The 14,500-nt window shown below is 61.7% G+C and carries 9 protein-coding genes, 1 tRNA gene and 2 pseudogenes; 4 read left to right on the top strand and 8 right to left on the bottom strand.

Annotation, left to right across the window (positions count from 1 at the left end; translation table 11 throughout):
- Positions 1-165: 165 nt before the first annotated feature.
- Positions 166-1,101 (bottom strand): LysR substrate-binding domain-containing protein, encoded by a 936-nt coding sequence (locus I2H38_RS20585; RefSeq protein ID WP_196273743.1) that lies wholly within the window; start codon positions 1,099-1,101, stop codon positions 166-168.
- Between the two features lie 71 nt (positions 1,102-1,172).
- Here I2H38_RS20585 and I2H38_RS20580 point away from each other — a divergent pair, with 71 nt between their 5' ends.
- Positions 1,173-2,150 (top strand): carbon-nitrogen hydrolase family protein, encoded by a 978-nt coding sequence (locus I2H38_RS20580; RefSeq protein ID WP_196273742.1) that lies wholly within the window; start codon positions 1,173-1,175, stop codon positions 2,148-2,150.
- 204 nt (positions 2,151-2,354) lie between these two features.
- Here the strand turns inward: I2H38_RS20580 and I2H38_RS20575 are convergent.
- The 7 genes and pseudogenes from I2H38_RS20575 to fdnG all read right to left on the bottom strand — a co-directional run bounded on the left by I2H38_RS20575 (position 2,355) and on the right by fdnG (position 11,527).
- Positions 2,355-2,450: transfer RNA gene (locus tag I2H38_RS20575), tRNA-Sec, on the bottom strand.
- A gap of 114 nt (positions 2,451-2,564) precedes the next feature.
- Positions 2,565-4,394: pseudogene (gene selB / locus I2H38_RS20570) on the bottom strand (selenocysteine-specific translation elongation factor); the annotation flags it as partial.
- Positions 4,391-5,794, bottom strand: a complete 1,404-nt coding sequence (selA, locus tag I2H38_RS20565) for an L-seryl-tRNA(Sec) selenium transferase (RefSeq protein WP_196273741.1) — start codon at positions 5,792-5,794, stop codon at positions 4,391-4,393. The pseudogene selB and the gene selA, both read right to left, overlap by 4 nt.
- Positions 5,795-5,798: 4 nt before the next feature.
- Positions 5,799-6,710 (bottom strand): formate dehydrogenase accessory protein FdhE, encoded by a 912-nt coding sequence (gene fdhE / locus I2H38_RS20560; RefSeq protein ID WP_196273740.1) that lies wholly within the window; start codon positions 6,708-6,710, stop codon positions 5,799-5,801.
- A gap of 97 nt (positions 6,711-6,807) precedes the next feature.
- Positions 6,808-7,488: a formate dehydrogenase subunit gamma gene (locus tag I2H38_RS20555; RefSeq protein ID WP_324617461.1), complete on the bottom strand. Its 681-nt coding sequence runs from the start codon at positions 7,486-7,488 to the stop codon at positions 6,808-6,810.
- Positions 7,485-8,432 (bottom strand): formate dehydrogenase subunit beta, encoded by a 948-nt coding sequence (fdxH, locus tag I2H38_RS20550; protein WP_196273738.1) that lies wholly within the window; start codon positions 8,430-8,432, stop codon positions 7,485-7,487. Before fdxH ends, I2H38_RS20555 begins: the two co-directional genes overlap by 4 nt.
- 11 nt (positions 8,433-8,443) lie before the next feature.
- Positions 8,444-11,527 (bottom strand): formate dehydrogenase-N subunit alpha, encoded by a 3,084-nt coding sequence (fdnG, locus tag I2H38_RS20545; RefSeq protein WP_196273737.1) that lies wholly within the window; start codon positions 11,525-11,527, stop codon positions 8,444-8,446.
- A gap of 339 nt (positions 11,528-11,866) precedes the next feature.
- Here fdnG and I2H38_RS20540 point away from each other — a divergent pair, with 339 nt between their 5' ends.
- The 3 genes and pseudogenes from I2H38_RS20540 to I2H38_RS20530 all read left to right on the top strand — a co-directional run.
- On the top strand, positions 11,867-12,961 hold the full coding sequence (locus I2H38_RS20540; protein ID WP_196273736.1) for a transglutaminase-like domain-containing protein: 1,095 nt from the start codon (positions 11,867-11,869) through the stop codon (positions 12,959-12,961).
- A gap of 85 nt (positions 12,962-13,046) precedes the next feature.
- The gene (fdhD, locus tag I2H38_RS20535; protein ID WP_324617460.1) at positions 13,047-13,898 is read left to right on the top strand and encodes a formate dehydrogenase accessory sulfurtransferase FdhD; all 852 of its coding nucleotides are present in this window, start codon (positions 13,047-13,049) and stop codon (positions 13,896-13,898) included.
- 337 nt (positions 13,899-14,235) lie between these two features.
- A pseudogene (locus tag I2H38_RS20530) lies at positions 14,236-14,500 on the top strand (IS6 family transposase); the annotation flags it as partial.

The raw sequence follows: 14,500 nt of genomic DNA, 5'->3' as shown, positions 1-14,500 counted from the left end.
GCGCCCCGGTGAATAACCGCGGCGCTTTTTGCGTTCAATGCACGCCAAAACACAGGCCGTGAACGACGAAGAAAGACATCCGTCTCCACGGATCAGGCCGGAATCGGAAAAGGTCATTCCGCACATGGCCGCGCGCGTCAGCGGACCGTGAAAATTGCGTAGAGGTCACCCGGTCGTCAGCGGTACTGCAAGAAGTGCCTCTCGTACCAATCTCGTCATCCACTCAATTCCGGAGTCAGCCGCGCTGGCGCGACGAGAGACGATCGAAACCGGATAGCGTCCGAGATCGATCGGAACGGGAGAGACTTCCAGTGATGATGCGATGGCGAGACTTGCCGCTGCATGAGCCGGCAATGTCGCCACGGCCTCCATCGCCATAAGGAAGGATGGCAGCGCCGAGAAATGGGTCAATGCCGTATGGACACGACGCATACGGCCGATCGACTTCAGTCCGGTATCGACGATACCATCCCGGCCCGAGTAAGACACGAGCACATGAGGCAAGGCGAGATAATCCTCGAGCGATAGGGGCAGGCTGACTTTACAGCGCCTTGGATCGAGCAGGCACGCATAGCCGGACTCGCTCACATGGTCTTGTACCAGCCAGGAGCGCTGCGGCGCGCCTGACGTGATTGCGAGATCGATCTCGCCGGCGTCCAGCATCTGTTCGACAGTATGACGGTTGGTCTGGCGGAACACGATGGAAATCCCCGGCGCCTCCGCCTGCAGGCGCCGGGAGATCGTTGGGCCGACCGCCAGTTCGAAGTCGTCCGACATCCCGAACGAGAAATGGCGATCGCTGCGGGCGGGATCGAAGTTCCGGTCCAGGAGGAATGCGCCACGGATCAGGGCGACTCCATCTTCCATCTTGTTGGCCATGTCGATGGCGCGGGGCGTTGGCTCCATGCCACCGCGCATGCGGACGAACAAGGGATCGCCCGCGGCCTCACGCAAGCGCGTCAAGGCTGCACTCACCGCTGATTGGCTAAGTGACAGACGCACGGCAGCCTTCGACACGCTGCGCTCCTGCCAAATGGCCAGGAAGGTCACTGCGAGGTTGAGGTCGAGGCGACTAATATCGATGAGATTGATTTTCTGCATCCAATGATATGCTTTGATCGATAATCCTCCGAAAGGCAAGATGAGCCCCAGCCCCAAGGAGAGTTACAACTATGTCCATGCACCGCGTCGCCGTTGTCCAGGCCGGCTCAAGTCTGTTCGACACCCCCCGCACGCTTGATCGGATGCAGGCTCATTGCGAGGTTGCCGCCAAGCAGGGCGTCGAACTCGCGGTCTTCCCGGAGGCCTATATCGGAGGCTATCCAAAGGGTTTGGATTTCGGGGCGCGGGTCGGCACGCGCAGCGCGGCAGGGCGCGAGGATTTTCTCCGATATTGGCAAGCCGCGATTGAGGTTCCCGGACCGGCCACCGCTCGAATCGGGTCGTTTGCCGCCGAAATGCGCGCGCATCTCGTCGTGGGCGTCATCGAGCGCGACGGTGCGACGCTTTACTGCACGGCTCTGTTCTTCGGTCCGGACGGAACGTTGCTCGGCAAGCATCGCAAGCTAATGCCGACCGCCAGCGAGCGACTCGTCTGGGGTCAGGGCGATGGCTCCACCCTCCCCGTCCTCGATACATCTGTCGGCAAGATCGGTGCGGCGATCTGCTGGGAGAACTATATGCCCAACTTGCGCCAGGCGCTCTATGCCAAAGGCATCAATATTTGGTGCGCGCCGACCGTGGACGAGCGCGACGTCTGGCAAGCCTCGATGCGGCACATCGCCTGTGAAGGTCGGATGTTCGTCCTCAGCTCCTGCCAGTACCTAACGCGCGCCGACGCGCCGGCCGATTATGATTGCATCCAGGGTAGCGATCCAAAGACGGAACTGATTAAGGGTGGGAGTGTCATCATCGGTCCGCTCGGCGATATTCTCGCCGGTCCTGTTTATGGCGAGGAGACGATCCTGACGGCCGATATTGATCTCCTCGACACGATTCGAGGCAAGTACGACCTGGATGTCGCTGGCCACTACGCCCGGCCTGACGTTTTTCGCCTCTCAGTGGATGAACATCCGCGCGCGGCTGTGACAGCCCGGTCACTGCGCGCAACGGAGTTGAGCCACGAGGACGCTGAGGTGGCTGTCGAATGACAGCAGACAGAAATCCGCGCCGGCGCGGTCACGCCCTTGAGCGGCGGGAGCGCTTCACTGCCGACAGTGAGATCGTCGGACCGGGCGTAATCGCCCATTATGTTGATATGACCCGGGTCGTTTCCTGCGACCGACCTTTAGATCATGTCTCCATTTCGAGACAATGATCAGCTTCTAGTTCGTCCGAACGGGATCATTGGGAAATGGCGGAAGAGAGTGGGAGTCGAACCCACCTAGGACCGGCTCGCGGCCCCACCCGGATTTGAAGTCCGGACGCCCCACCGGGGGCGCTTCTCCTCCCTGGTTCTCTCTGCTCGCCGCAACCGGACGAAACAGATCGAGCCTGTATTTATTGACTCGGCGAAGATCGCCACGGCGCAGGGTGACGCCATGACGATCGAAGAATTCGAGAATCTGGATGGCGACCTTGCGTCCGTTCTCGACCCTGTCGCGAAATTGCGCAGCCGTGAACTGGCTATCGGGCGCAGCTGCAGCAAGGCTTTGGATGATGGCGACCATCTCCCCCGTCGTTTCCCGCAAGAAGAAATGATCGTGCGCGATTTCGTCGAGCCGGCCCAGCCGACTGCTCAATTTGCACAGGGCGCGGATGTCGGCTTCCGGTTGATCCAAAATGGTGGCGATGTCGCGTACACGTGGGGGGCGGAACCGCTCGGCACCGTTGAGAAGCGGCCTGATATGCGCCCAGAGACGTTCCTCGCTGTCGTTCAAGCGAACTTCATGGCCGGGCAATCGCACCCAGGAGCCGTCGATAGCGAGCTTTTTCTCAGCGACCAAAATGTCCAGCGCGGTGCGGAATACCTCCGCAGGAAAACGAGGATCGGACTGGAGCCGCAAGCGCTCGAATCCCATGCCTTGCATGTCGGGGTTTTGGGCGTGGAAGGCGTCGAGCGTTGACATCAAACCGTCTGCGAACCCTCTCCATGTCTCCACGCTGAGGGCGATCACCGAGGGGCCATCGAGACACTCGAGGCGAACGCGTTGCGCAAGCGCCCTCACCGTCTGCAAGGCCAAAGCGCGGTCGCGGGCAAAGCGTACGAGGTCAAAAAATCGCGGCGCAGCCTCGGCAAGTCCGATCATGGCTTTGGTCGGTTCCGCTTGGGCCAGAGCTGCAAGTTGCGCTCGCCGTTCGGGACCGCGGCGGTGGCGGGCTGGCGCGCGCAAATCCACCAATGTCCCGCCGCCGATGGTGCGCTGCGCTGACGTATCACGCAGGACAAAGGCATCCTGGGAGGCGGCTGCTATCGGCGCATCCAAAACCAGTTGAACCATCGCCTCGCCGCCGGGCGGGATTGGGTTGTCATCAAGGAGAACGATGCGAGCGCCCAAATCCGCCGATGCATGATGAAGGCGTACGGGAAACCATTGTCCGATCGGCTTGGTCTCGCTCGGCAGGACACGCAAGAGAGCGTCGATCCGATCCGTTGGCGCATGCAGGACCGGGTCGAGCACCATATCGCCACGGGCGATGGAATCCTTCGTGATGCCCTCCCCCGTCAGGTTCAGAGCGCATCGCTCGCCCGCGCTGCCGCGCTGCGTCGGCTTGTTCTGCGCGTGGATGGACCGGATGCGAGCGCTGAGGCCGGAGGGACTGACGGTCACATGGTCGCCCACGTTCACCGCGCCGGACAGAACGGTTCCCGTCACGACGGTGCCCGCCCCCGCCAAAGTGAAGCTGCGGTCGACGGCGAGACGAAAGAGCCCCTGCGAATCCCGTTTGCGCGATGTCTTCGCGGCATTCCACAATCGTGTTTTCAGTTCTTCGACGCCCTCCCCTGTCACGACAGAAAATGGGATGATGTCGATGCCCCCCAGGCGTGTCCCGGCTAGAAGCGCTTCGATTTCCGCGATCGCACTTTTCCGCTGCTCGGGTCCGGCGCGGTCTGCCTTGGTAAGAGCGACGATGCCGTGCTCGACGCCGAGCAGATCCATGATCGCCAGATGCTCGCGCGTCTGCGGTTTGACCGCATCGTCGGCAGCGACCACCAGAAGCGCGAAGTCGATCCCCGTCGCGCCCGCCAGCATCGTATGCACGAAGCGCTCATGCCCAGGGACATCGACGAAGCCGATCACATTTCCATCGGGCAAAGGCCAATAGGCGAAGCCGAGGTCGATGGTGATGCCCCGCGCCTTTTCTTCCTTCAGTCGATCCGTATCGATGCCCGTCAGTGCTTTGACGAGGGAGGTCTTGCCATGATCGATATGGCCCGCGGTGCCGACGATCATTCCGGAGCCCCGCGAGGCAGCGACGCCAGATTGTGGATGAAGTCCGCCTCCGCCACGAGGCATCGCAGATCGAAGATCAGGGAACCCCGGTCCACGCGCCCGAGCACGGGTTTCGGCAGGTTTCGGAAGGCGCGGCTCAGATCATCGAGCGCCTTTCCGCCGCCTGGCGGCGAGATCGAAAGGCCTGCGCTCGGAAGCGTTTCGAGCGGCAACGCCCCCGAGCCGATCTGACTTTGGCATGACACCACCTCGACCTCCGCTCCGCCATCAAGAGCTTGTTTCACAACGGGAGCTAGGCGGATTGCCTGCGCTTCGATTTCCGCCACAGGGCGAGCCAATAGGCGAAGTGTTGGCAGCCGCTCCGCCAGACGATCTGGATCCCGATAGAGTTTGAGGGTCGCCTCGCAGGCCGCGAGCCGCATCTTGTCGATCCGCAACGCGCGCTTGATCGGGTTGCGATTGACGGCCGCGATCAAATCCCTGCGCCCCACGATAAAGCCGGCCTGCGGGCCGCCCAGCAATTTATCGCCTGAGAAGGTGACGAGATCCGCCCCCTCGGCGACAGCGTCGCGCACGGTCGGCTCCTTGGCGAGGCCATAACGGGACAGATCGACCAGCGTTCCCGAGCCGAGATCGTTGACGAGGGGGACCCCATTCTCATGGGCGATGGTGGCCAGATCCTTCGCGGAGACTGCGGCCGTAAAACCTTCGATGCGATAGTTGGACGTGTGGACCTTGAGCACGAGCCCGGTCTCGGGCGACAAGGCGGCGCGATAATCCTTCGCATGGGTTCGGTTGGTGGTTCCGACCTCGACTAGCCTTGCACCAGCCCGCGCCATGATTTCCGGCATGCGGAACGCGCCGCCGATCTCGATCAGCTCTCCGCGCGAGACGATGGCCTCTCTGCCAGGCGCCAACGTATTCAGGACGAGGAGAACGGCTGCGGCGTTGTTGTTGACGATAGTCGCATCTTCCGCGCCCGTCAGTTCGCAGATCAGATCCCGCACATGGTCGTCACGCTCGCCCCGGCTGCCGCTTTCGAGATCGAATTCGAGGGCGACCGGATCCCGCATGGATGCGACCGCCGCCGCAATCGCCTCTTCGGCCAGAACCGCCCGTCCAAGGTTCGTGTGGAGGACCGTGCCGGTGAGATTGAAGACCGGTCGCAGCCCCGTACGCGCTTGTTCCGCCAGAAGGTCGCGCACATCGGCGACGATGATGTCGAGGTGCAAGGATGCGCCGCTCCGCACGGCGTCGCGCGCCGCCGCGAGCACATCACGCACTGCATCGGTCACGGCGCTGCGGCCATACTCATCGACAAGCGCCGCGATGGGAGAATGACGGAGAAGATGATCGACGGACGGGATATCGCGAAAAGCCGAACCTGCCGCCTGCGCCATCGGCCTAGAACCCTAGCAGGAAGGCATTGAAAGCGCCGCGACGATATTCGCCTTCGCGCATGAGGAGGTCGAGGCCGAGACTGGCGATATCGTCGGCGACCGGATCGAGCGACACGTCCTTTTGTTGATAAAGAACCTTCACATAACCCCGACAGACGTCGCAGCATTCCGCCTTGATGGTTCCCGGTCCGCCTTCGATCTCCTGATAGCCGATGCCCTTGGTGGAGCTGCACAGGACGCATTTCACGCGCACCACGTTCCAGAGCGTGCCGCAGAGCGAGCAACAGCAATAGCGCGTGCCCTCTGCTTCCATCCAGCCGACGACGAGCGATGAGACAGGCGCTCCACCGCATGATGGGCAGACGCCATCGCCTATGCGCACGAGCTTTGCCGCATCCAGGCGAGCCGCGAGCCGCGCAAAATGCACCTGGAGCCCGGCGGCCACGTAGACGTGCTCGGCAATGGCGTCAGTGGGAATCGCTTCGGAGAGAACATTGCGGGTCACCGCAGCCATCGTCTCAGGCGCGGCCTCCTTGACGCGTTTCAAGGCCGCTTCGGCGTCCTTCGGCTTGCCGATGACGGAGGCTTCGTCGAACATCAGGCCCAGGGTTTCGATCACGACGTCATCGAGGTTCATGCGGCTTCGATCGAGCGGCGGCATGCCGAATTCGCGTGCCCGGACGATTGCGTCTTCATCGGGCAGAACCGGCTCCGGCAACCGACGCTGAATGTCGTGCTGAACACGGGCCAAGCCGGCAACAAACCGGAGGTAGGGGCCCAGATCGCTAACCTCGGCAATGGCCAGAAGCCTCTGTGCCCGGCGCTCGAACATCGCCTCCGGGTCCGGCAGGCGCGCAAGCGGCGGGGATGGAATGCGGCCGATAACGGAGGGATCAGGCTGGATCGAACTCGTCATGGATCCTCACGAACCACACGGGCCACGGGGTCAAGAGTTCATTCCGATATAGGTCACGTCGGGGAACTGGCGAGAGCAGCCCGAATGCGACGAAGGCTCACGGACTGACCTTGTGACCGGTGACGAGCTCGCGGAGCCACCGGCGATGATGACGCCAGGCCCAGCCGCCGGTCACGGAGCCCTGAACCATGGCGCGCAAAGTTCCCCGCACCCAGAAGGCCGCGTAAACGTGGATGATCCAGACGCAAATGATCACCACGGCCGCCAGCGAATGGATCAGCACGAGAACGCGGTTCTGCGGGATCGTCGTCAGGTAGGTGAAATACTGGTCCCAGATCAGCAATCCGCTCGCGATGAGAGCCAGGATCAGAACGGTCATGCTCCAGAAGATAAACTTCTGGCCTGCATTGTATTTTCCCACCTCCGGCATCCGCTCCTCATGCCCGGCCAAGAGATCGCCGGCGCGGGAGAGCCAGACTGCATCCGTTCGCGTCGGCATATTGGCGCGCCAGAATTGGAAGAACAGGCCGGCAAAGCTGAAGAACAGGACGACGCCGATCCAGGGGTGAATGGCCCGCGTGTTCTGTCCTCCACCGAACAAGCCCGTCATGAAGAACAGAGAGGGGTGGAACAGGGCCAAGCCCGAGATCGCCAGCAGGATGAGGCACGTCGCCGTGATCCAATGGTTGATGCGCGCAATCTTGCGGTACCGATTGACCGTCACCGGATGTCCGGGGTGGACGGCATCTCCCGGCTCGACATCTTCGGGTTCCATCACGTTTTGTCCCTTACCAACCGCTCGGCATTTTCCTCATCCTCGCGTGTGACCCGGTTGGCGCCGACGAGCGAGGAGTGAAGAAGCCCCGCCGCCGCTGCGATCCCGATGGCGGCGAAGCCGACATATTTCGCGATGCCCTTCCAGGCCTTGACCACCGGGCTGATCTTCGGGTCCTTCGGCAGATTGGAATAGATTTCCGGCTGATCGGCATGGTGCAGGACATACATGACATGCGTCCCGCCAACGCCGGGAGGGTCGTAAAGGCCCGCTTTGTCGTAGCCGCGCGATTTCAGATCGGTGATGCGGCTGTCGGCGAGTTTGTTCATGTCATCCTTCGTGCCGAAGGAGATGGCGTGCGTGGGGCAGGCCTTGGCGCAGGCGGGGCCCTGCCCGACCGCGACGCGGTCGGAGCACAAGGTGCACTTGTAGGCGGTGTGGTCGACCCTTGAGATGCGCGGGATGTTGAAGGGGCATCCCTTGATGCAATAGCCGCAGCCGATGCAGTTCTCGTGAACGAAATCGACGATGCCGTTGGAATATTGAACGATGGCCCCCGGCGCGGGACACGCTTTCAAACAGCCCGGATCGGCGCAGTGCATGCAGCCATCCTTGCGGATCAGCCACTCAAGGTTGCCGGTCTGCGGATTGTCCCATTCCGTGAACCGCATCAGCGTGAACATGTCGGGCGTGAGATCGTGCGGATTCACGTAACTCCCGACATTGGTCTCGATGGCCGGATGGGTGTCGTTCCACTCGATGCAGGCCGATTGGCAGGCCTTGCAGCCGATGCATTTCGACACGTCGATCAGCTTCGCCACCTCCTCGAGCTGGCGCGCGGGAGCAGGCACGCTGGAGGCTGAGCGGCGGATCAGGTCCTTCTCCGAAAACTGCGGAGGGACGCTCTGGACCGGCGGATTTGTCTGCGCGGTATGTATCGGATCCATCGCGTCTCTCCTCAGGAGGTCGCCGGCCCGGTCGTGGGCTCAATGTTGACGAGGAACGCCTTGTATTCAGGCGTCTCGATATTGGCGTCGCCGACGAATGGCGTGAGGGAGTTCGGCCCCCACCCCTTCAGAGCCCGCCCCATGAACCCCCAATGGAGGGGAATCCCGACCACGTGGACGGTCTTGCCGTCACAGATGAGCGGCTTGATGCGCTTCGTGACGACGGCCTTCGCCTTGACCGATCCGCGCTTCGACCACACGCGGACCCAGGAGCCGTTGGCGATGCCTTTCTCCTGCGCGAGCTGCTCCGAAATCTCGACGAAGAACTCGGGTTGGAGGACGGCATTCACCCAATTATGCTTGGTCCAGTAGTGGAAATGCTCCGTCAGGCGATACGAAGTCGCCGCATAAGGGAATTCCGCCGATGTGGCGAAATCCGCCACATCGTTCTGGAAGATGCGGGCGACCGGATTACCCCGGATCTTCGGGGCCATGACGTTCTCGATGGGAGCCTCGAAGGGTTCGTAATGCACCGGGAATGGACCGTCCCGCATCAATCCACGGGCGAACAGGCGCGCTGTTCCCTCCTGGTTCATGATGAAGGGGCCGACTACGTCCGGCTTGGCGTTGGGAGCGATGTCCGGCACGTCGTAACCGGCCCACTTTTCCCCATCCCATTCCAAAAGCTTGCGAGTCGGATCCCACGGCTTGCCCTGGAGATCCGCAGAGGCGCGGTTGTAGAGGATGCGCCGGTTGAGCGGCCAGGCGAACGTCCAGTTGGGATAGGCCCCGGTGTCGCCTGGATCCGAATTGTCGCGGCGGGCCATGTTGTTGCCCGCTTCGTTGAAGCAGCCGGAATAGATCCAGCAACCGCAAGCGGTCGAACCGTCGTCGCGCAGCACCGAAAAGTTGACGACCTGCTTACCCTTTTCCAACACGACCTTGGTGGGGTCGGCTGGATCGAGAAGCGTCTCGACAGCGTAGCCGTTGAGCTCCTTCGCCAGCTCCTCGGATGTCGGCTCATCCGGATTCTTGTAGTTCCAGGTGAGGTTGAGGATTGGGTCGGGATAGGCCCCGCCTTCCTTCTCGTAGAGGGCACGCAGGCGCCGATAGATCTGCCCCATGATCCAATTGTCGTGCTTGGCTTCACCGGGCGGAGTACCGCCCGCCCAATGCCATTGCAGCCAACGCCCGGAATTGGTGAGCGCACCATCTTCTTCCGCAAAGCATGTGGTGGGTAGCTGGATCACCTCCGTCTGAATGGCAGCGGAATCTACGTCGTTGTATTCGCCGTGGTTTTCCCAGAAGCGTGACGTCTCCGTGTCCAGCGGGTCCATCGTGACCAGCCATTTCAACCTAGACAGGGATTCAGTGATCTTCTTCCGGTTTGGGAAGGCGAGCAGCGGGTTGAACCCCTGGCAGAAATAACCGTTGATCGCACCGTCGTGCATCATCTCAAAGACCCGCAGGACGTCGTATTGCGGCAGGTCCAGTTTCGGCAGGTAATGATAGGCGAAGTCGTTCTGCGCGTTCGCAGCATCGCCCCACATGGCCTTCTGGAAACTGACGAAGAATTTCTTGTAGTTCTGCCAGTAGCTAGTCTGGTTGGGCCTCAGCGGCCTGAAGGCGCGGCTCTTCATATAAGTATTGAGATCCGTCTCCTTCTCGACGGGGATGTTGAGGTAGCCCGGCAGCAGGTTCGACATCAGGCCCACATCCGTCAGGCCCTGGATGTTCGAGTGCCCGCGCAGGGCATTCATGCCGCCGCCGCGCACGCCGATATTGCCCAGGATCAGCTGCAGCATCGCCATGGTGCGGATGTTCTGCGATCCCTTGGAATGCTGTGTCCAGCCGAGCGCATACATCGACGTCATGGTCTTGGTCGGAATCGAGCATTCCGAGATCATCCGGGCGACCGTCAGGAATTTGTCCTTGGGCGTGCCGCAGATACGCTCCACCATCTCAGGCGTGTAGGCCGCCACATGGGCCTTGAGCATGTTCCAGACGCAACGCGGGTTCTGCAGCGTATCGTCGACCAGCGCATAACCGTCCGGCCCGATCTGGTATTCCCAGGTCGCGCGGTCATAGTCGCGCTTGTTCTCGTCATACCCCGTGAAGAGGCCATCCTGATAGGTGAAGCCCTCGTTCACCAGATAGGTCGCGTTGGTGAAGGCCTTGAGGTACTCCCACTGCACCTTGTCGTTCAGCATGCAGTAATTGATGACGCCGAGCAGGAACGCGATGTCGGTGCCCTGCCGGATCGGGGCGTAGTAATCGGAGACCGACGCTGAGCGGGTGAAGCGCGGATCGACGACGATCAGCTTTGCGCCACGGGTCGCCTTGGCTTCCGTGACCCACTTAAATCCGCAAGGATGCGCCTCGGCAGCATTGCCGCCCATGATGATGACGAGATCCGTGTTCCGAATATCGGTCCAGGAGTTGGTCATCGCGCCACGGCCATATGTTGGGCCCAAACTGGACACCGTGGGGCCGTGTCAAACGCGCGCCTGATTATCGAAACCGACGATCCCTGTGCTGCGGACAACCTTGTAGGTCAGATAGGCCGTTTCGTTGGTCGTAGCCGATGCGGCGAGAAAACCGACCGAGGTCCAGCGATTGACCGGCACGCCAGCTTTGTTGGTGGCGATGAAGTTGGCGTCGCGGTCATCCTTCATGAGACGGGCCACCCGGTCGAGGGCCTGGTCCCATGAAATCCGCTCAAACGTGCCCGATCCCGGCTTGCGCAGCATCGGGTATTTGAGCCGTGTTTCGGATTTGACGAAATCCTTGAGTGCGGCGCCCTTCGGGCACAACGTGCCGCGATTGGTCGGATGATCCGCGTCGCCCTCGATATGGACGATGTCCGCGTTTTCACCCTTCCTGATGTCGCCTTTGGAATAGAGAATAACACCGCAGGCGACCGAGCAATACGGGCAGGTATTGCGCGTCTCCATGGTATTGACGAGCTTGAAGGGTCTGATTGCGGCGGCATGGGCCACCTCCAGATCCCCGAAGCCGAAGGCTCCGAGCGAAGTCCCCGCAACGCCCACGCCGGCCGCCGTCAGGAAGCCACGCCGTGAGAGTTCCACATTCATGGCAACCCTCCCTCGTTGAACGCACCAAACCGTACTTCGGCTTGGATGTAGGTCAATTTTGAGAAATTCCAGTCTCAAGCGCTTCACCGCGACGACGCGTTCATTCTTCGGCGCCCGAGCCGGCCGCGGCTGTATTGACGAAAATCACGGACGCCACAGAATCGTCGGCGTGCCTGTCAAAACAGCTCCCGCGTGCCGGGGCCGCTTCCACACGACAGCGCCTTCCTGCGCCGGTCTCCGGTCGCGGCCGTGTGATGAATTCGCCTCCTTTCCGAGCCTGCCAGTCGACGCATCTCGCGCGCGCATTCGTTCTGCGCCTTTCTCGACCGGAGCAATCTCATGAAAACCCGCCGTGAAATTCTCATGACAGGCGCCCTCCTCTCCGCAGCCTCTGCACTTCCGAGAAAGGCCTTTGCCGTATCTCCCCGCGCCGCCCCCCTCGCTGCCCCTTGGCGACGTTTCGAGGTCGTGACCCGGCTGGAAATCGCCGCTCCGGCAGGGCGGTCTCAGGCCTGGATCCCCCTTGCCGGCTTTCAGGCTTCGGAATGGACGCGCCCGGAGAACGACACCTGGATCACCAACGGCGCATCGGCCACGCTTGTCGACGATCCACGCTATGGCGCGAAGATGCTTCACGTGATCTGGGACGACGGCACGGGTTCCCCTTCGGTCGAAGTCACGAGCCGCTTCTCAGCCCGCGACCGCGCGACTGACCTCGCCGCTCCCAACGCTCAACCCATCAGCGCTGCCGAGAAGAGCCTGTATCTTTCCGAGACCTCTTACATTCCCACGACGGGAGCGGCGAAGGCCCTGTCGGACAAGATTACGGCAGGCGCAGATGGCGAAATCGCCAAGGTTCGCGCCATCTATGAATGGATGGTGGAAAACACCTTTCGACGCGCTGCAACACGCGGCTGCGGCGAAGGGGACGTGGCAGCCATGCTCAAGGCAAACGACTTCGGCGGGAAATGCGCCGACCTGAACGGCCTTTTCGTTTCGCTGGTTCGCGCCGCAGGGATTCCGGCACGCGATATCTATGGCGTCAGGGTCGCCCCGTCCAAGCTTGGCTATAAGAGCCTGGGAGCCAATACAGCCAATATTACGAAGTCTCAGCACTGCCGCTCGGAGGTCTATTTTTCGGATCTCGGATGGGTCGCGATGGATCCCGCCGATGTGCGAAAAGTGATGCTGGAGGAAACGCCCGAGGGGCTGCCGCTCAATGACGAGAAGGTGATTGCGGCCAGGAAGATGCTGTTCGGAGCCTGGGAAGGGAACTGGCTTGCCTACAACACCGCCCACGATCTCGCCCTCCCCGGCTCGCAAGGGCCTGCCATCGGCTTTCTGATGTACCCGCAAGTGGAGACAGCCGCCGGGCGCCTCGATTGTCTGTCGCCGGAAACAGTGCGCTACTCGATCACGGCAAGCGAAATCTAAATCTAAATCGATCCGTTTTGAACCGATGGCGGCGGCGTGTAAGCTGAAACCACATGCCGCCGTGCCTGTTCAAGGAGGATTGGCGGTGTCCGACACGGAAGGATTTGGCTTGCCCGCCGCGATCGACGTCTCGACCCTCATTGTGCCATTCGCCGATACGACTCCCTTGACGGCCGACCGCGCGATCCCGGTCGAAACGCCGGTCAATCTCGTCTATGCCACTATTCCCTTCGCCGTGATGATGGCGACGCCCTCGGATCTGGAGGATTTCGCCTACGGCTTCAGCCTGACTGAAGGAATCATCGAGCGTATCGCGGATATCCGTTCAATCCACATCGAGGAAGACGAGCACGGCATCAAGCTCGAGATGGATCTGATCTCGGAACGTCTCCATGCCCATCTGGCGCGGCGGCGGGCGCTGACGGGACGCACGGGGTGCGGGCTATGCGGGATCGAAGACCTCAATGCCCTGCCGCGAGCCCACGCTCCCTCGAAGGACGCTCCGGTCCTCTCTGCTGCGGCCATCGGCCGGGCTCTCGCCGCGCTCGACAATGCCCAACCGCTCAACAGCGAGACGCGCGCGGTTCACGCAGCCGCGTGGGCTGACCTCGCCGGCCGCCTGATCGCTGTTCGTGAAGATGTCGGTCGCCACAACGCCCTCGACAAACTCATCGGCTTTCTCCTGCGCAAGGCGATCCCGCCCGAGCAGGGTTTCGTGATCGTCACGAGCCGATGCTCCTTCGAGCTCGTGGAGAAAGTCGCTGCCTTCGGCGCACGGACGCTCATCGCCATCTCCGCACCCACCTCATTCGCTCTGGAGCGCGCGCGCCTGCATGACATGACCCTTATTGGCATTGCCAGGCGCGACACGATGACCGTGTTTCACGGCAAGGAGCGCATTTCCGCACGCGGCGGCGCTGAAGCGTGTCGGGACTGATGTCGCAGACAGGAGGGCCCAGCCACCAGATGATCTGGTGCCGGATGGCGGGGTCTCCTCGAGAAGACGTGTTTGCGCTTCACAATTTACAGTCGCCAAGCTGGCCAGACAGGTTCGCCGCGATCTTGTCTAACTCTGCGATACAATCTTGCAGAATTCGTGAGGGCCGACGGTTGGGCGGAAGCAGAAGTAGTGCCCTGAAATGCACCTCCGGTTCGAACGGCTTCAGTATCACCCCTTGATTGTGAAAGACCCCGGCTGTCAGCGGTTGAATGAGGCCGCAGCCGGGTGTTGTCAGGTTAACGCGGGGTGAGGATTTCTCAGGTACTGGCGCCTGATGAGCCAGACCGCAGTCACCTACAAGCGCCACCGTTTTCCGCCACGGACAATCGCACATGCGGTTTGACTGTATTTTCGGTTCCCGTTGAGCTTGCGGCTGGTGGAGGAGGTGCTCTTGGAGCGCGGTATCCTCGTCTCCTATGAGACGATCCGCCGGTGGGGGAAGAAGTTTGGGCCGGGCTATGCCCGTCGGCTGCGCCGTAAGCCGCCCAGTGCCGACGACGTCTGGCATTTGGACGAGGTGGTCATCAGCATCGCCGGGA

The organism is Microvirga alba (assembly GCF_015694465.1).
In the GTDB taxonomy this organism is placed as follows: domain Bacteria; phylum Pseudomonadota; class Alphaproteobacteria; order Rhizobiales; family Beijerinckiaceae; genus Microvirga; species Microvirga alba.
Note: the sequence above shows the minus strand (reverse complement) of the source record. Positions and strands in the feature narration are given on the sequence as shown.

Bases quoted from the DNA above. Each gene is read 5' to 3' on its own strand.
- fdhE (WP_196273740.1), bottom strand. From the start codon at position 6,710: ATGACGAGTTCGATCCAGCCTGATCCCTCCGTTATCGGCCGCATTCCA.
- I2H38_RS20540 (WP_196273736.1), top strand. From the start codon at position 11,867: ATGAAAACCCGCCGTGAAATTCTCATGACAGGCGCCCTCCTCTCCGCA.
- fdxH (WP_196273738.1), bottom strand. From the start codon at position 8,432: ATGGATCCGATACATACCGCGCAGACAAATCCGCCGGTCCAGAGCGTC.
- selA (WP_196273741.1), bottom strand. From the start codon at position 5,794: ATGGCGCAGGCGGCAGGTTCGGCTTTTCGCGATATCCCGTCCGTCGAT.
- I2H38_RS20585 (WP_196273743.1), bottom strand. From the start codon at position 1,101: ATGCAGAAAATCAATCTCATCGATATTAGTCGCCTCGACCTCAACCTC.
- I2H38_RS20580 (WP_196273742.1), top strand. From the start codon at position 1,173: ATGTCCATGCACCGCGTCGCCGTTGTCCAGGCCGGCTCAAGTCTGTTC.